The organism is Mycolicibacterium smegmatis (genome assembly GCF_001457595.1).
In the GTDB taxonomy this organism is placed as follows: Bacteria; Actinomycetota; Actinomycetes; order Mycobacteriales; family Mycobacteriaceae; genus Mycobacterium; species Mycobacterium smegmatis.
In genome coordinates, this window is record NZ_LN831039.1 from 6,496,425 (window position 1) to 6,512,532 (window position 16,108).

The 16,108-nt window shown below is 69.0% G+C and carries 18 protein-coding genes; 9 read left to right on the forward strand and 9 right to left on the reverse strand.

Annotated features, from left to right (window positions below):
- Positions 1–14: 14 nt before the first annotated feature.
- The 3 genes from AT701_RS31390 to AT701_RS31400 are packed head-to-tail and all read right to left on the reverse strand — an operon-like array spanning position 15 to position 2,395.
- Positions 15–839, reverse strand: a complete 825-nt coding sequence (locus tag AT701_RS31390; protein ID WP_003897816.1) for a Cof-type HAD-IIB family hydrolase — start codon at positions 837–839, stop codon at positions 15–17.
- Entirely contained in the window at positions 836–1,597 is a 762-nt protein-coding gene (locus tag AT701_RS31395) for a lysophospholipid acyltransferase family protein (RefSeq protein ID WP_058127235.1), read from the reverse strand. The genes AT701_RS31390 and AT701_RS31395 overlap by 4 nt, the downstream gene beginning before the upstream one ends.
- A gap of 6 nt (positions 1,598–1,603) precedes the next feature.
- Positions 1,604–2,395 (reverse strand): lysophospholipid acyltransferase family protein, encoded by a 792-nt coding sequence (locus tag AT701_RS31400; protein ID WP_058127236.1) that lies wholly within the window; start codon positions 2,393–2,395, stop codon positions 1,604–1,606.
- A gap of 141 nt (positions 2,396–2,536) precedes the next feature.
- Here AT701_RS31400 and AT701_RS31405 point away from each other — a divergent pair, with 141 nt between their 5' ends.
- Positions 2,537–4,093: an MBL fold metallo-hydrolase gene (locus AT701_RS31405; protein WP_058127237.1), complete on the forward strand. Its 1,557-nt coding sequence runs from the start codon at positions 2,537–2,539 to the stop codon at positions 4,091–4,093.
- Positions 4,090–4,422: a hypothetical protein gene (locus AT701_RS31410; protein WP_058127238.1), complete on the forward strand. Its 333-nt coding sequence runs from the start codon at positions 4,090–4,092 to the stop codon at positions 4,420–4,422. Before AT701_RS31405 ends, AT701_RS31410 begins: the two co-directional genes overlap by 4 nt.
- 3 nt (positions 4,423–4,425) lie before the next feature.
- Here AT701_RS31410 and AT701_RS31415 read toward each other — a convergent pair whose 3' ends face one another.
- Both AT701_RS31415 and serS read right to left on the reverse strand, forming a co-directional pair.
- The gene (locus AT701_RS31415; RefSeq protein WP_058127239.1) at positions 4,426–5,244 is read right to left on the reverse strand and encodes a DUF5718 family protein; all 819 of its coding nucleotides are present in this window, start codon (positions 5,242–5,244) and stop codon (positions 4,426–4,428) included.
- Positions 5,241–6,494: a serine--tRNA ligase gene (gene serS, locus AT701_RS31420; RefSeq protein ID WP_058127240.1), complete on the reverse strand. Its 1,254-nt coding sequence runs from the start codon at positions 6,492–6,494 to the stop codon at positions 5,241–5,243. The genes AT701_RS31415 and serS overlap by 4 nt, the downstream gene beginning before the upstream one ends.
- 152 nt (positions 6,495–6,646) lie before the next feature.
- Here serS and AT701_RS31425 point away from each other — a divergent pair, with 152 nt between their 5' ends.
- The 3 genes from AT701_RS31425 to AT701_RS31435 all read left to right on the forward strand — a co-directional run bounded on the left by AT701_RS31425 (position 6,647) and on the right by AT701_RS31435 (position 8,715).
- Positions 6,647–8,104 carry a septum formation family protein gene (locus AT701_RS31425; RefSeq protein ID WP_058127241.1) on the forward strand — a complete coding sequence of 486 codons (1,458 nt, stop codon included), beginning with the start codon at positions 6,647–6,649 and terminating at the stop codon, positions 8,102–8,104.
- Between the two features lie 3 nt (positions 8,105–8,107).
- Positions 8,108–8,458 (forward strand): metallopeptidase family protein, encoded by a 351-nt coding sequence (locus tag AT701_RS31430; protein WP_014878637.1) that lies wholly within the window; start codon positions 8,108–8,110, stop codon positions 8,456–8,458.
- A 68-nt stretch (positions 8,459–8,526) separates the two neighbouring features.
- Entirely contained in the window at positions 8,527–8,715 is a 189-nt protein-coding gene (locus tag AT701_RS31435) for a hypothetical protein (protein WP_058127780.1), read from the forward strand.
- On the opposite strand, the gene AT701_RS31440 is transcribed toward AT701_RS31435, so the two are convergent.
- Positions 8,712–9,398: a histidine phosphatase family protein gene (locus AT701_RS31440; protein WP_058127242.1), complete on the reverse strand. Its 687-nt coding sequence runs from the start codon at positions 9,396–9,398 to the stop codon at positions 8,712–8,714. The two genes, AT701_RS31435 and AT701_RS31440, sit on opposite strands and share 4 nt — an antisense overlap.
- Entirely contained in the window at positions 9,395–10,327 is a 933-nt protein-coding gene (gene pheA / locus AT701_RS31445; RefSeq protein WP_058127243.1) for a prephenate dehydratase, read from the reverse strand. Before pheA ends, AT701_RS31440 begins: the two co-directional genes overlap by 4 nt.
- A gap of 128 nt (positions 10,328–10,455) precedes the next feature.
- On the opposite strand from pheA, the gene AT701_RS31450 reads away from it, so the two are divergent.
- The 4 genes from AT701_RS31450 (at position 10,456) to AT701_RS31465 (ending at position 14,086) form a co-directional block, all read left to right on the forward strand.
- The gene (locus tag AT701_RS31450) at positions 10,456–11,241 is read left to right on the forward strand and encodes a DUF2470 domain-containing protein (protein WP_058127244.1); all 786 of its coding nucleotides are present in this window, start codon (positions 10,456–10,458) and stop codon (positions 11,239–11,241) included.
- Between the two features lie 37 nt (positions 11,242–11,278).
- Positions 11,279–12,061 carry a CPBP family intramembrane glutamic endopeptidase gene (locus AT701_RS35165; RefSeq protein WP_003897829.1) on the forward strand — a complete coding sequence of 261 codons (783 nt, stop codon included), beginning with the start codon at positions 11,279–11,281 and terminating at the stop codon, positions 12,059–12,061.
- Between the two features lie 20 nt (positions 12,062–12,081).
- Positions 12,082–13,401: an LCP family protein gene (locus AT701_RS35170; RefSeq protein ID WP_223495885.1), complete on the forward strand. Its 1,320-nt coding sequence runs from the start codon at positions 12,082–12,084 to the stop codon at positions 13,399–13,401.
- A 139-nt stretch (positions 13,402–13,540) separates the two neighbouring features.
- Positions 13,541–14,086 (forward strand): ferritin, encoded by a 546-nt coding sequence (locus AT701_RS31465; RefSeq protein WP_003897831.1) that lies wholly within the window; start codon positions 13,541–13,543, stop codon positions 14,084–14,086.
- Between the two features lie 13 nt (positions 14,087–14,099).
- On the opposite strand, the gene AT701_RS31470 is transcribed toward AT701_RS31465, so the two are convergent.
- Positions 14,100–14,945 (reverse strand): glycerophosphodiester phosphodiesterase, encoded by an 846-nt coding sequence (locus AT701_RS31470; RefSeq protein ID WP_058127245.1) that lies wholly within the window; start codon positions 14,943–14,945, stop codon positions 14,100–14,102.
- 4 nt (positions 14,946–14,949) lie between these two features.
- Positions 14,950–16,107, reverse strand: coding sequence for a DUF4328 domain-containing protein (locus AT701_RS31475; RefSeq protein WP_058127246.1), 1,158 nt, complete (start codon positions 16,105–16,107; stop codon positions 14,950–14,952).
- Position 16,108: the final 1 nt, after the last annotated feature.

Sequence of the window (16,108 nt, forward strand, 5' to 3'; positions counted from 1 at the left end):
AAGCCCGAAAAGCCTCAGCCCCACCAGCGTTCGAGCACGGTCGCCACACCGTCCTCGGCGTTGGTGGTGGTGACCTCGTCGGCAGCGGCCTTGGCCTCGGGATGCGCGTTGCCCATCGCCACGCCGCGGCCGGCCCAGCTGAGCATCGGGACGTCGTTGGGCATGTCGCCGAACGCGACGATGTCGGCGTCGGTGAGCCCGAGCGGGCCCGCGAGTTCGGCGACGCCCGTGGCCTTGCTGATGCCCGACGGCACGATCTCGATGAGGCCGTTGTTGGTCGAGTAGGTGATGTCGCCCTGCGCGCCGATGTGCTTGACCAGTTCGGCGGCCATGTCGGCACTCTGCGCCCCCGCCTTGCGGATCAACAGCTTCACCGCGGGCGCGCTCAGCAGATCCTCGACCGACACCTCGGTGTTGTCCGGGTTGAGCCACGCGTGCTCGTAACCGGGCGAGCTGACGAACTGAGGTGTGGCGGCGTCATGGGCCGAGCGGCCCACGCGTTCGACGGCCAGGCCCGCACCGGGGATCACGTGCGTCGCGATGTCGGCGAGTTCGGCGAGCATCTCCGGCGACAGCGTGCGCGCCGAGACGATCCGGTCGGTGGCGGGGTCGTAGATCACCGCCCCGTTGGCACAGACCGCCATGGGTGCCAGGCCAAGCCCGTCCACCACGGGCTGGATCCACCGCGGCGGGCGCCCCGTCGCGAGCACGAACGTCGCACCCGCGGCGACGGCCGCCCGGACCGCGGCGCGGGTACGCGGCGTGACCCGCTCGTCTTCGTCGAGCAGCGTGCCGTCGACGTCGGTGGCGATGAGCCCCGGCGTTTTGTCAGAGGTCACCGGTTGGTCTTCGCTTTCCGTTCGGCACGTTTGCGGGCCCGTTCGGCCAGTTCCGCCTCGTCGCGGCGTTTGGCCTCTTCGGGTGTGGGCGCCCCGCCGCCGAGGCGGCGCGGCACCCAAAAGGCCCCGGGCGGGGCGGGATAGTCGCGCTGTGCGCTCTCGAGCATGTCCGACATGGCCGCGCGCAGGGCCGCGCCGAGTTCGTCGGGAGATCCCGAAGCCTCGATGGGCGGCCCGACGCAGACGTTGATCGGGATCTTTTTGCGCCCGATCGCCCTCGGGTGGTCCTTGGTCCAGATGCGCTGCGCACCCCACACGATCAGCGGGATGATCGGAACCCCGGCCTCCAGCGCCATCCGCACGGCGCCGGTCTTGAACTCCTTGAGCTCGAAACTGCGGCTGATCGTCGCCTCGGGGTACACCCCGACGAGTTCACCGGCCCGCAGCGCCTCGACCGCGGCGGCGTAGGCCCCCGCGCCCGCGCTGCGGTCCACCGGGATGGTGCCGGTGTGTCTGATCAGGTAGCGGATCACGGCCACCTGTTCCATCTCGGCCTTGATCATGAACCGCATGCGGCGGCCACGTTCGGTCGCGGCGAGACCCGCGGGCAGGAAGTCGACGTAGCTGGTGTGGTTGATCGCAACCACCGCACCGCCGGTCGCCGGCAGATTCTCCAGGCCGCTGAAGGTGATCCGGGATCCGGTGGCCCGGACCGCAAGCCGCGCCGCGATCTCCAAACTGCGGAAAACCGGTTCCATACGCTGCTACCCCGGCGCCCCGGAGGGTTCGGCAGGTCCTGAGCCGCTCTGCTTCGCGCGCCGCGCGGCCTTCTCGGCCGCCTCCTCGGCGTCCATCAGGTTCGCCTCGGCCAGCGACGGTGCGCCGCCGCCCAGCCGGTGCGGCACCCAGAACTCACCCGCCGGATGCGGACCGTAGGAGTCCTGCACCTGCTCCAGCAGGTGCTGCATGCGCGAGTGCAGCAACGCGGTCAGTTCCGGCGCGGGCAGCGTCGGTGCGATGGGCTCGCCGACGGCGATGAAGATCGGCACCTTGGGCCGGTACAGGTTCTTCGGACGTCCCTTGGTCCAGATGCGCTGGGCGCCCCACACGATGTGCGGGATGATCGGCACGTCCGCCTCGATCGCCATGCGCGCGGCGCCGGACTTCAGCTCCTTGATCTCGAAGCTGCGGCTGATCGTCGCCTCGGGGTACACGCCGACGAGTTCGCCGGCCTTGAGGTACTCGCAGGCCTGCTCGAACGAGGCCGCGCCGCTGTGGCGGTCCACCTCGATGTGGCGCAGGCTGCGCATGATCGGACCGGTGATCTTGTTGTCGAAGACTTCCTTCTTCGCCATGAAGCGCACCTTGCGGCCCCGCTTCTGCAAATAGGCCGGCAGCCCGGCGAAGGTGAAGTCGAAGTAGCTGGTGTGGTTGATCGCCACCACCGCGCCGCCGGTGACGGGCAGGTTCTCCACCCCGGTCACCGTGAACTTGAGCCCTTGCAACCGCCAGGCCAGGCGGGCCAGTTGGATGACAGTCCCGTACACCGGTTCCACAGCCGCAAGCGTAATGCCCACGGGTTGCGCGGCGTAGACGCGTGGCCCGCCCGCACGCGGCTGACCTGCCGGACTTCGGTCCGACGCCGGGTTCCAGCTAGGCTGGCGAAGCACTCTTGTTTCACCAGTGAAAGGCTGTTTGTGCAGGTCACCAGTGTCGGGCACGCCGGCTTTCTGATCGAGTCCCGGGCAGGCAGCATCCTGTGCGACCCCTGGGTCAACCCCGCTTATTTCGCCTCGTGGTTCCCGTTCCCGGACAACAGCCAACTCGACTGGGACGCGCTCGGCGACGTCGACTACCTCTACGTGTCGCACCTGCACAAGGACCACTTCGACCCCGAGCACCTGCGCCGGTACGTCAACAAGGACGCCGTGGTGCTGCTGCCGGACTACCCGGTGCCCGATCTGCGCCGCGAGCTCGAGAAGCTGGGCTTCCACAACTTCTTCGAGACCACCGACTCGGTCAAGCACACCGTCAGCGGCCCCAAGGGCGACCTCGACGTGATGATCATCGCGCTGCGCGCGCCCGCCGACGGCCCGATCGGGGACTCCGGTCTGGTGGTTTCGGACCGCGTCACCACCGTTTTCAATATGAACGACGCGCGTCCGGTCGATCTCGATGTGCTGCACACCGACTTCGGCCAGATCGACGTGCACATGCTGCAGTACTCGGGCGCGATCTGGTACCCGATGGTCTACGACATGCCCGCGCGCGCCAAGGAGGCGTTCGGCATCCAGAAGCGCCAGCGGCAGATGGACCGCTGCCGTCAGTACATCGCGCAGGTCGGTGCGACCTGGGTGGTGCCGTCGGCGGGCCCGCCGTGCTTCCTGGACCCCGAGCTGCGCGATCTCAACGACGACCACGGCGACCCGGCCAACATCTTCCCGGACCAGATGGTGTTCCTGGAGCAGCTGCGCATCCACGGCCACGACGGCGGCCTGCTGATGATCCCCGGCAGCACTGCCGATTTCACGGGTTCGACGCTCAACTCGCTGACGCATCCGGTGGACGATCCCGAGTCGATCTTCACCACGGGCAAGGCCGCGTACATCGAGGACTACGCGCAGCGCATGGCACCGGTGCTGGCCGCGGAGAAGGCGCGCTGGGCCCCGTCGGCCGGCGAGCCGATGCTGGAGGCGCTGCGCGCGCTGTTCGAGCCGATCATGACGCAGACCGACCAGATCTGCGACGGCATCGGCTACCCCGTCGAGCTGCGGCTGACCGGCCGCGACCACAACGAGACCGTGGTGCTCGACTTCCCCAAACGGGTTGTCCGCGAACCGATCCCCGACGAGAGGTTCCGCTACGGCTTCGAGATCCCCGCCGCTCTGGTGCGTACGGTGTTGCGCGACGAGGAACCGGACTGGGTCAACACGATATTCTTGTCGACGCGGTTCAGGGCCTGGCGTGTGGGCGGGTACAACGAGTATCTGTACACGTTCTTCAAGTGCCTCACCGACGAGCGGATCGCCTACGCCGACGGCTGGTTCGCCGAGGCCCACGACGACTCGTCGTCGATCACCCTGGACGGCTTCCAGATCCAGCGGCGCTGCCCGCACCTGAAGGCCGACCTGTCGAAGTTCGGTGTGGTGGAAGGCAACACGCTGACCTGCAACCTGCACGGCTGGCAGTGGAACCTGGAGAACGGCAGGTGCCTGACCACCAAGGGCCACGAACTGAGGTGCCAGAAGCTGTGACCGCGCCGCGGCAGTACTACGACGACGGCCTGGTCCAGCTGGACCAGGAGGCGATCACGTTGCGCCGCTACCACTTTCCGTCGGGCACGTCGAAGGTGATCCCGCTGCGCGACGTGCGCGGCTACACCGCGACCGGGCTGGATCTGCTGCACCGGTTCCGGCTGTGGGGCAGCGCGGATCTGCGTCGCTGGCTGCCGCTGGACGTCGGCCGTCCGCTGCGCTCGACGCTGGTCACCCTCGACGTCGCCGGGACGCGGTGGCGCCCCGCGTTCACCCCCGCCGATCCCGATGAGTTCACCGCGCGGCTCGACGAACTGCTGAAATCCTGAACGTCAGCCGGCCGTGACGATCTGGCGCAGTTCCGAGGCCTCACTGGAGGCGCTGTCGTAGACGCGCACGATGGCCTCGTCCCCCGGCTTGAGGTAGGTCGACTCGCCCAGCGGCGTGTACCGCGTCGCGCCGATGCCGATCAGCACGACCTCGGGGTGTCCGCTGGCCACCATCAGGGCGCCCACATCCTCCAGAGGCGTGTCGTCGGAACCCTTCTGGTTCGCCAGCCGCTCGACGATCCAGTCCAGCAGCACCTCGCCGTAGTACGAGTAGCCCACCAGGGGTGAGTCGACGCCGTACGCGTGCTGCTGACCGCCGTCCTCGCGCAGGTAGCACACCAGACGCATGGTCGCGGTGGGGCCGTCCGGGGTCAGATCGCTGATCTCGAAGAACTGCGAGGCCACACCTTTCGACGCCGGTCCCCAGTTCTTCTTGTGGCTGATCTTGGGTGCGCCGGGCCTGCGGATCGAGCAGTCGTTGAAGGCACCGAGCGCGAACGGCTCGAGCCGGGCCACCGTGTCGCCGTTCCACACCACCTGGCAGGCCACGCCCACCTCGGGTTCGATCTGCAGGTTGAGCGGCCCCTGGAACTCCTCGGAGGCCTCGGGCAGTTTGATGCTCTCACTCGACAGCGGGAACTCGCCGAGGAAGTCGTCACGGCCGGGGGCGTACCACGGGAAGATGCCCTTGGGCGCGTATCCCTCGGTCACCACCTTGGTGAAATCGCTTGCCTCGCCTGCCTGTTCGAGGTGGCCGGCGAAGTTGCCCGCGACGCCGAACCCGAACCAGTTCCGCGCTTCGGTGAGGTCGATGTCGATCATGGCTCGAGCACTTCCGTTCTGACGTAGGGCACAAGGGCAGCGGGCACGCGCACGCTGCCGTCGGGCTGCTGATGGTTCTCCAGGATCGCGACCAGCCACCGTGTGGTGGCGAGCGTGCCGTTGAGGGTCGCGGCAATCTGCGGTTTGCCGTTGTCGTCGCGGTAGCGCGTGGACAACCGGCGCGCCTGGAACGTCGTACAGTTCGACGTCGACGTGAGCTCACGGTAGGTCTGCTGCGTCGGCACCCACGCCTCGCAGTCGTACTTGCGCGCGGCCGACGATCCGAGATCGCCTGCGGCGACGTCGATCACGCGGTACGGCACCTCGATCGCGGCCAGCATCTCGCGCTGCCAGCCCAGCAACCGCTGGTGCTCGGCCTCGGCGTCCTCGGGCTTGCAGTAGATGAAGCCCTCGACCTTGTCGAACTGGTGTACGCGGATGATGCCGCGCGTGTCCTTGCCGTAGCTGCCCGCCTCGCGGCGGAAGCACGACGACCACCCGGCGTAGCGGCGCGGTCCCGCGGACAGGTCGAGGATCTCGTCGGCGTGGTAACCGGCCAGCGGCACCTCCGAGGTCCCGACGAGGTACATGTCGTCGGCCTCGAGCCGGTACACCTCGTCGGCGTGCGCGCCGAGAAACCCGGTGCCGCGCATCACCTCGGGACGCACCAGCACGGGCGGGATCATGAGCGTGAACCCGTTCTGGACGGCCACCTGCGTGGCGAGCTGAAGCAGCCCGAGCTGAAGCAGCGCACCGGCACCGGTCAAGAAGTAGAACCGCGAACCCGACACCTTGGCGCCGCGTTCCATGTCGATCAGGCCGAGCGACTCACCGAGCTCCAGGTGGTCTTTGGGGTTCTCGATGGCCCGCGGTTCACCCACGGTGTCGAGCACCACGAAGTCGTCCTCGCCGCCCGCGGGCACGCCTTCGATGATCACGTTGCTGATCGCCATGTGCGCGGCCGTGAACGCCTGTTCGGCCTCGGCCTGCGCGGCCTCGGCGGCCTTGACCTGCTCGGCGAGGTCCTTGGCCCGCTGCAGCAGGGCCGGGCGCTCGTCCGGGGACGCCTTGCCGACGAGCTTGCTCGCGGCCTTCTGCTCGGCCCGCAGATTGTCGGCGGCCGACACCGCCGAGCGGCGTGCCGTATCGGCGGCCAGCAGCGCGTCCACAAGCGCCGGGTCCTCGCCGCGGGCGCGTTGTGACGCGCGGACGATGTCGGGATTCTCGCGCAGCAGCCTGAGGTCGATCACGGGCGCAACCCTACTTTTGGCGCGGCGGTACGTACATTCCAGGTGCGGGGAGCGTCAGCGGCCGCATCGGGAGCGTGTCCGGCCGGCCGCAAGCACAACCTCGTAACGTTACAACCGCATCAGTTGTCACAGCGCCTGACACGCCTGTCACAATGGAGCGGATGTTGGAGGCACCCGAGCACCCAGACCAGCTTCCCGATCAGCGCGAACGGAAGGGGCGGTTCTGGATCAGCCTGCACGCCGCGTCGACGCGGCGTGCGCTGCTGTTGACCGCTCTCGGCGGCCTGCTCATCGCGGGCCTGATCACCGCGCTGCCCCGCAGTGAGGGCGCGAACAACACGCTCAGCGCCGGTGCCATCGCGCTCGGCCCGCGCGGCAACGAGACCTTCAACCACGTCAAGGACGGCGACTGCCTGAACTGGCCGGGGCGCAACCCCGACGCGGCCCGCATCGTCGACTGCGGCGAGAACCACCGCTTCGAGGTCGCCGCGGCGATCGACATGCGCACGTTCCCCGGCAGCGAGTACGGCCCCAGCGCCCCGCCGCCGTCGATGGACCGCATCAAGCAGATCAGCCAGGAGCAGTGCACGCCCGCGCTGAAGTCCTACCTGGGGCCCAAGTTCGATCCCAACGGCAAGTTCACGATCGGCCTGCTGTGGTCGGGTGAGAAGGCGTGGAAGCAGTCGGGCGAGCGGCGCATGCTGTGCGGCCTGCAGTTGCTCGGCCCGGGCGACACCCAGCTGGAGTTCACGGGCAAGGTCGCCGATATCGATCAGTCCAAGGTCTGGCCTGCAGGCACATGCCTGGGCATCGACCCGGCCACCAACCAGCCCACCGACGTCCCGGTCGACTGTGCGGCACCGCACGCCATGGAGGTGACCGGTGCGGTCAACCTCGCCGAGAAGTTCCCCGGGCCGCTGCCTGCCGAGGACGACCAGGACGAGTTCATCAAGGACGCCTGCACCAAGCAGACCGATGCCTATCTGGCGCCCGTGCAGCTGCGCAGCACGACGCTCGCGCTGAGCTACAGCACCATCTCGCTGCCGAGCTGGTCGGCGGGCAGCCGTCAGGTGTCGTGCAGCATCGGCGCGACGCTGGGCAACGGCGGCTGGTCCACGCTGGTCAACACCGCCAAGGGCCCGCTGCTGATCAACGGTCAGCCGCCGGTGGCGCCGCCCGACATCCCGGCCGAACGCCTCAACCTCGACCCCATCCCGCTGCCGGATGTGGCGGAGACGTCGTCCGGGTCGTCCAGCTCGTCCTCGTCGGGATCGTCGTCCTCGTCGGGTTCGTCGGGTACCTCGGGCTCGTCGTCGAGCTCGTCGTCGGGATCCTCGGGGTCGTCCGGGTCCTCCGGGTCGGCCGATCAGCACCTGCCTGCGCAGTCGACGGACACTCAGCAGGCACCCCAGTCGACCGATCCGGCGCAGCAGAACACGTTCAACCCGCCGCCGCCCGACGCCCCGGCCCCGCCGGCCGACCAAGCGGCTCCCGCTCCCGCACCCGCACCCGCTCCCGCTCCCGCTCCCGAGCAGGCTCCGCCCCCGCCGGGTCCGGTCGACGTCCCGCCGCCGCCCGGCGCGCCGGTGCCCCCGCCGCCGGGTCCGTGACCCGTGGCCGTGCGGATGGACCCGCAACGGTTCGAGGAATTGGTGTCCGACGCGCTCGATCAGGTGCCACCCGAACTGGCTGCGGCGATCGACAACGTCGTGGTGCTCGTCGAGGACCGCAACCCCGACGAACCTGAGATCCTCGGGCTGTACCAGGGCGTGGCGCTGACCGAGCGGGACTCCTGGTACGCGGGCTCACTGCCCGACACCATCACGATCTACCGCGATGCCCTGCTCGACATCTGCGACACCGAGGACGACGTGATCGACGAGGTCGCGATCACCGTGATCCACGAGATCGCTCACCATTTCGGGATCGATGACGAGAGGCTCCACGAGTTGGGGTGGGGATGAGCGCTTCGGACACGAAAACGCCCGCGCGGCAACCACGTTTTGTCGGCCCGCAGTGTTATGAACGGGACATGACGATCCAGTGCCGGGACTGTGTGGCCGGGCTGGAGCACTGCCACGGCACCCTGATCCACCATGTCCGGTACCGCGTCGAGTGCACAGACGACGGCTGCACCACCCCAGAGATAGCGCACACCTTCAGCATCGACTGCGAGACGGTCGGCTGCCTGTGCAGCGAGGACATCGCGATCGCGATCTAACCCATCGGGTCTTTCGACGTCAGCGCGTCGGTGACGGGCTGGACGTCGGGTTCGGGATGGAACGGCGGGGTGAGCGTCGCCCAGCGCACGCAACTCCACCGCCCGTCGGTGGTGGGCGTGAGGATCACCGATTCGGTGTTGGCCAGGTGGTGTTCCAGCGCGAAGCTGCCGTCGACGCCCGCGAGCACCGCGGCCACCAGCCGGATGGCCGCACCGTGGCTCACCAGCACGATGTCGCTGTCGAAGTCGTGGTCGTCGAGGTAGTTCAGCCGCAGATGGTCGACGACGGGCACGTAGCGGTCGAGCACGTCGACCGCGGACTCGCCGCCGGGCATCGGCACGTCGAGTTCACCTTGGTGCCAGCGTTGGTAGATGGCCTCGAACTGCGCGATCGCGGCGTCGTCGTTGCGGTCTTCGAGCTCGCCGACCTGAACCTCGTGCACGCCGTCGAACTCCTGCGGCGTCAGCCCGATCTCACCGGCGATACCGGATGCGGTCTGCGCGGCGCGGCGCGCCACCGAGTGCGCGACGAGCGCAGGCCGTTGCGGGAACGCGGTGACGACCCGCCGGGCCTGATCGTGGCCCAGGTCGGTCAGTTCGGCGCCGGGGGGACGGGTGTCGAGGCGGCGGTCGACGTTGGCACGGGACTGCCCGTGTCGGACAAGGACGAGACGGCCACTCATGCGCCACCCGATCCGGCCCGCAGGCCTTCGAGCCATGTGGTGGCCTCGTCCAGACGGGGCGGCGGCGCGCCCGCGGCCGATTCCGTCGGCCATGAACCCAGATATCGCACATCTACACAACGTCGGTGGAGCGCTTTGAGTGCCTCGGCCACCGGATCGTCGTCGATGTGCCCGGCACAGTCGAGGAAGAACATGTAGGTGCCCAACTCGGTTCTGGTCGGGCGGGATTCGATGCGGGTCAGGTCGATGTCGCGGATCGAGAACTCGGTCATGGCCGAGACCAGGGCACCCGGTTCGTTGACCAGCCGCAACACCACGGCGGTGCGATCGGCGCCGGTGGCCGGTGGCGGGGTCCCAGGAAGACCCACGAGCACGAACCGTGTGCGGGCGTTGGGTTCGTCGACGACGTCGGCGGCCATGATGTCGAGTCCGCAGCGCTCAGCGGCCAACCGTGTGCTCACACCGGCATCGGCCCTGCCCTCGGCCACGTCATGGGCCGCAGCGGCGTTCGAGTGGGCCGGAACCACCTCCGCGTCGCGGAGGTTGGCCGCGAGCCAGTGGCGCACCTGCGCGGCGGCGACGGGGAAAGCCGCGACGGTGCGCACCGGCCCGTCGTGTCCGGGTCGGACCACGATCGTGAAGGCGACGTCGAGGGTCAGTTCGGCGTAGATCTGCAGCGGGCTGCCGGCCGCGAGGCTGTCGAGCGTGGGCAGCACCGTGCCGTCGATCGAGTTCTCGATCGGCACGCACGCATAGTCGGCACGGCCTTCACGGACGGCGCTGAGCGCTCCGGGTGTGCTGTCGGTCCGGACCGGGGTGAATCCGGCTGCGTCCTCGGCCGGGCCCGGGACCATGCTCTTGGCCACCATCTGCAGCAATGCCGCTTCGGTGAAGGTTCCCTCTGGTCCCAGGTATGCGATGCGCGGCACGTTGCCAACCCTATCCGGTCGCATGGCCGGTTCCTGGCGGTGAACGCGCGCCTCGGTACGCCTTGCGCAGTCTTCGATCATGCAGTTAAGTTAGGCTTACCTCACCTAAGGATGGAAGGCGGCGAGACATGGCAGTAGCGGCACCGACGACGGCCGAGCGGATCCGTAGCGCATGCGCCCGTGGCGGCGGTGCGATGCTCGCCGTCGAGGGCATCGAGCCGTTGGCGACGCCCGTGCACCACCTGCTGCAAGACGGCTCGTTCGCCATCACCGTCCCCGAGAACGGGCCACTCGTCGGCACGGTGGTGTCGTCGGGTTCGGCAGGTGTCCAGGCCGTGCTGGAGATGACCGACTACGCGCCGCTGCCGCTGCGCGAACCGGTGCGTTCGCTGGTGTGGATCCGGGGCCGCCTGCAACACGTGCCCAACGGCGAGGTGGCCGACCTGCTGGATCTGGTGGCCACCGAGAACCCGAATCCCGCACTGCTGCAGGTCAACTCGTCACCCATCGATGACGCCGACGACACCTACGCGCTGCTGCGCCTGGAGATCGAGTCGATCGTCGTCGCCGATTCCACCGGCGCCGAGTCCGTCACCGTCGGCGCACTGCTGGCCGCCCGGCCCGATCCGTTCTGCGCCATGGAGTCCAGCTGGCTGCAGCACATGGAATCGGCGCACCGCGACGTGGTCGACCGGCTCGCGACACGCCTGCCCGTCGCCCTGCGTCAGGGCCGGGTCCGCCCGCTCGGCCTCGACCGCTACGGCGTACAACTACGCGTCGAGAACGAGAACGGCGACCACGACGTGCGGCTGCCATTCCCCGCGCCCGTCGACGACGTGCCGGGATTGAGCAAGGCGATCCGCGTCCTCATGGGCTGCCCCTTCCTCAACGGCCTGCGCGCCCGCCGCCTCTGACGCCCGCCGGTCAGGCGGGACCGCTACGGTAGCTCCGGTGACCGGCCCTCTCGAGCACCGCGAGCACAGCGAGCACCGCCAACCGTCACGCCGCACGATCAAGATCGAGATCGTCGTCGTCCTGGCGGTGACGTTCGGGCTCAGTGCGTACACCGCGCTGCTGCGGCTGATCGAGGCTGTGCTGCTCGGACTGTCCGGCCAAACCGTCGCGCTCAACCCGCGCCGGTCCCCGTTCGACCTCATCGACCTCGGCCTGCACCTCGCGGGCGTCTTCAATCTGCTGGCTTGGGGTGCGCTGGCCCTGTACCTGTTGTGGCGCAGCGGAATCGGCCCCAAGGCCATCGGCCTGGGCCGCCCGCAGGCGCGCGCCGACGGCCTCGGCGGCCTCGCCCTCGCCGCGCTGATCGGGTTACCCGGGCTCGGGTTCTACGTCGTGGCCCGCATCCTGGGCCTGAGTGCCGACGTCGAACCCGCCGAGTTGTACGACACGTGGTGGCGCATCCCGGTGCTGCTCGGCTCGGCCTTTGCCAACGGGTGGGCCGAGGAGATCATCGTCGTGGGTTTCCTGCTCACCCGCCTGCGCCAACTCGACATCAGCCCCACGCGGGCGCTGGTGCTCTCGGCGCTGCTGCGCGGGGCCTACCACCTCTACCAGGGTTACAGCGCGGGCCTGGGCAATCTGGTGATGGGCCTGGTGTTCGGCTACGCGTGGCAGCGCACCGGGCGGCTGTGGCCGCTGATCATCGCCCACACCCTGATCGACGCGGTCGCGTTCGTCGGGTATGCCCTGTTGGCGCAACATCTCGGCTGGTTGCGGTAGCCGCCACGTACATTGCTGAGATGAACGGTTTCACGCCCGCCGACGGTGACCGGGACCCGCGCATGCGGCGTCCAGGCACGCCTCGGCCGTCGGGGGAACCGTCACAGTTCATCCGCCGCGATCCCAACTACCGGCCTCCGCAACCGCCGCCCCGGCCGGCCCCGCCGCCACCTGCGCGTCGGGTTCCGCCACCACCGCCGCGTCAGGCGCCCCCGCCACCGCCGAGACGCCCGGCGGCACCGCCACCCGCACCGCCGCCGCCGGGCCAGTCATCGAGGCCGCCTCGCCAGTTCCCCCCGCCGCCCACCAGACGCAAGACGTCTACGCCCACAGCGGCCGCGCAGTCCGCGCCACCCGCGCCGACCGTGCGCAAGCCGCGCCGCAGGCGTCGCTGGGGCCGTATCGTGTTGGCGCTGTTGATGATCGCGGTGCTCGCCGGGGCGGGCGCGATGATCTGGGTCGACACGTCACTGCAACGCATACCCGCACTGGCCGGCTACCCGGAGCGTCCCGCCGCCGGGCGCGGCACCACGTGGCTGCTCGTGGGATCGGACAGCCGCGAGGGCCTCACGCCGGAACAGCAGGCCTCGCTGACCACCGGCGGCGACCTGGGAACCGGCCGCACCGACACGATCCTCTTGGTGCACATCCCCGCCCTCGGGTCGAGCACCCCGGCGACCATGGTCTCGATCCCGCGCGACTCCTACGTCGAGATCCCCGGTTACGGCGAGGACAAGATCAACGCGGCGTTCGCGCTCGGCGGGGCGCCGCTGCTGGCGCAGACCGTCGAGTCGGCGACCGGGCTGCGCCTCGACCACTACGCCGAGATCGGCTTCGGCGGATTCGCGTCGCTGGTCGACGCCGTGGGCGGGGTGACGGTGTGCCCGGCGGAACCGATCAGCGATCCGCTCGCGGGCATCGATTTGCCCGCCGGATGTCAGGAACTCGACGGACGCACCGCACTCGGCTTCGTGCGCACACGTGCGACGGCCCGGGCCGATCTGGACCGCATGATCCATCAGCGGGAGTTCATGTCGGGGCTGCTGCACCGCGCGGCCAGCCCCGCGGTGTGGCTCAACCCCCTGCGCTGGAGTCCGATGATGCGTGCCGCGACGGGCACGCTCGCGGTCGACGAGGACGCGCACGTGTGGAATCTCGCCCGGCTGGCATGGTCGCTGCGGGGCGATCCGGTCACGATGACCGTGCCCATCGGCGAGTTCGGTTCCAACGGTTCGGGTGACGTGGTGATGTGGGACAGCGACGCCGCGCCGCGGTTGTTCGAGGCGCTGCGGACCGACGCGCCGGTGCCGCCTGACGTCCTGGAAAATGCCGTCAATTGAGTTTAGGCAAGGCTACATTTCCTCGACAGCAAACATCGTTGAAGTTCTTCACCACGCGAATCAAGACTTAGGTAACGCTGACCTCAATGAGGGTCACCTTCACCGACAATGCCGTTTGACCTGGTCTATCATCAAGATCATGACGAACAGCGGCGCTCTCGACACGAAATTCCACGCCCTCATCCAGGATCAAATTCGCAGCGAATTCACGGCTTCCCAGCAATACATCGCGATCGCCGTGTTCTTCGATGGCGCCGACCTGCCGCAGCTCGCCAAGCACTTCTACGCCCAGGCGCTCGAGGAGCGCAATCACGCGATGATGCTCGTGCAGTACCTGCTCGACCGCGACGTCGAGGTGGAGATCCCCGGCATCGACCCGGTGTGCAACAACTTCACCACGCCCCGCGACGCGCTCGCCCTCGCGCTCGACCAGGAGCGCACCGTCACCGAGCAGATCAGCCGGCTCGCGAGCGTGGCCCGCGACGAGGGTGATCACCTCGGCGAGCAGTTCATGCAGTGGTTCCTCAAGGAGCAGGTCGAGGAGGTCGCGGCGATGACGACGCTCGTGCGGATCGCCGACCGCGCCGGATCCAACCTGTTCCACATCGAGGACTTCGTCGCCCGTGAGATGTCGGCCGCGGGTGCGGATCCGACGGCACCGCGCGCTGCAGGCGGGGCCCTCTAGAGTTCTCGACGCGTCAGTCCCGGCCCGCGCCGGTGAGGCCGTTCTGCAGCCAATCCTTGGTGCGGCCGGGATGATTCGTCGCGATCCACGCGACACCGACGTCCCGGCAGAACCGGACGTCCTCGTAGTGGTCGACGGTCCAGCAGTACAGCGCGCGCCCCTGCGCGGCGGCCCGGTCCACCAGTTCCGGATGCTCCCGCAGCGTCGCGATGGACGGGCCCACCGCGGTGGCTCCCACCGTGGTCGCGGCACTGCCGCCCAGGTATCGAGACGTCTCGCCCAGTAGCACCGTCGGCAGCATCGGCGCGGCGCGGCGGATTCGCCACACCGCGGCCGCGGAGAACGACATCACCACCGCGCGCGCCATGTCGGCCGACGCCGGCGCGGCAATGCCGTAGCGGTGCAGCAGCGCAAGGAGTTTGTTCTCCACCAGCGCGCCGTAGCGCACAGGGTGTTTGGTCTCGATGAAAAGCTTGACCGGACGGTTCCAGTCCAGTGCCATCCGGACGAGTTCGTCGAGCGTCAGTACACCGGTGTCGTCCCCGGAACTGTCGGGGCGCCAACTCGGGTGCCACGAACCGAAATTCATCTTTCGCAACTCCGCGAGCGTCATCTCGCTCACCAGACCCGTACCCGTCGACGTGCGGTCCACCTTGCGGTCGTGCACGCACACCAGGTGCCCGTCACGCGTCAACCGAACGTCGCATTCGAGCCCGTCGGCGCCCTCCTGCAAAGCCAGGTCGTAGGCGGCGAGGGTGTGCTCGGGGCGGTCGGCGGAGGCACCTCGATGCGCGACCACGAACGGATGCGTCGGGCCCGTTGGCGCCTGCCCGTCGGCTCCGGCGTCGGCCTCAGTCATGAGGCTATGCTGCCGGGTTCTGCCCGGCGGGCTCAACCGGAACGGACGATTCCGGCCGTTGTGGCTGTTCGTCGGCCGGTTCCGTGTCGCCCTCCGCGGGCGTGTCAGCGGTGTCGCTGGACTCGTCGGCCTTCTCGGTGGAACGTCCTGCGGGGCCGGAGCCGTGGGGTCCGCCGGGGCCCGCAGGAGGTTTCGCACCCTCGGCCACGACCACCCAGCGCCGCACACTGCGGCCCTGCGCCTCGGTGGCCTCGAAGCCCTGGAACACCCGGTAGGTCAGGAGCAGTGTCGTGAGCCCCAGCAGGTAGCCGATGATCACGGTCACGGTGTTGTCGGCGATGTTCTGCGGGGTGTTGTTGAAGAACGTGACGTACACGGTGCTGACGATCGACCACGTGGCCACGATGGCGCTGAGGACCCACACGATCCACCACACCACGATGGGCCGGCGCAACAGCGTCATGCGGTTGTCCGCCCGCGCGAGCTCCAGCACGAACACCGGCGCCATGAACAAGTTGACCACCGGCGCCAGGGCGCAGATCCACAACTCCAGCGGGGAGCGTGGATCTTCCTGTCCGCGTTGCGAATACGCCTCGCGCCGCCGGGCGACCAGCCACGAGATCAGCATCACGACGGTGATCGTCATGATGGCGAGCACCAGCAGGCTCGCGAGCATGCCGAGCAGCACACCGCCCCAGGCGATCACCGGATGCAGCAGCACGGTGCGGTTGATGAGCAGCAGGATGTACCGCACGATGTGCGCGAACGCCGCACCGGCGAGCGCGATCATCGCGAGGACGATCACCAGGCGCACGGTGTGGGCGGCCGGGCCGGTCCGTTGTGCCTGCTGCCGTTCCTCTGCGACCGCGAAGTCCTGGTGCAGACCCCAGCGCGGGACGGTGTGGTACCGCGGCGTGGGGCCCAACGGGCGGCGCCGGGGCCGCGAGGGTGGCGGGGCGCCGGGACGGACCGCGATCCAGCGGTAGCCGGGCGCGAGCCGGGCCGGCGGACGCTGCGGCTGCTGCGGCTGTTGAGGCGGCGAGGCCCACTGGGACTCGGGCGCCGACGGTGCGAGCAGACCACCGCCGCATCGGGGGCACCAAGACCGCTGCCGCTCGCGCACGTTCCAGCGCGTCCCGCACTGCGAACACACCTGGATCATC

Excerpts from the sequence above, each read along its gene's own strand:
- AT701_RS31450 (WP_058127244.1), top strand. The coding sequence starts at position 10,456 with ATGGCAGTAGCGGCACCGACGACGGCCGAGCGGATCCGTAGCGCATGC.
- AT701_RS31395 (WP_058127235.1), bottom strand. The coding sequence starts at position 1,597 with ATGGAACCGGTTTTCCGCAGTTTGGAGATCGCGGCGCGGCTTGCGGTC.
- AT701_RS31425 (WP_058127241.1), top strand. The coding sequence starts at position 6,647 with ATGGAGCGGATGTTGGAGGCACCCGAGCACCCAGACCAGCTTCCCGAT.
- AT701_RS31475 (WP_058127246.1), bottom strand. The coding sequence starts at position 16,107 with ATGATCCAGGTGTGTTCGCAGTGCGGGACGCGCTGGAACGTGCGCGAG.
- AT701_RS31465 (WP_003897831.1), top strand. The coding sequence starts at position 13,541 with ATGACGAACAGCGGCGCTCTCGACACGAAATTCCACGCCCTCATCCAG.
- AT701_RS31470 (WP_058127245.1), bottom strand. The coding sequence starts at position 14,945 with ATGACTGAGGCCGACGCCGGAGCCGACGGGCAGGCGCCAACGGGCCCG.
- AT701_RS31435 (WP_058127780.1), top strand. The coding sequence starts at position 8,527 with ATGACGATCCAGTGCCGGGACTGTGTGGCCGGGCTGGAGCACTGCCAC.
- AT701_RS35170 (WP_223495885.1), top strand. The coding sequence starts at position 12,082 with ATGAACGGTTTCACGCCCGCCGACGGTGACCGGGACCCGCGCATGCGG.
- AT701_RS31440 (WP_058127242.1), bottom strand. The coding sequence starts at position 9,398 with ATGAGTGGCCGTCTCGTCCTTGTCCGACACGGGCAGTCCCGTGCCAAC.
- AT701_RS31415 (WP_058127239.1), bottom strand. The coding sequence starts at position 5,244 with ATGATCGACATCGACCTCACCGAAGCGCGGAACTGGTTCGGGTTCGGC.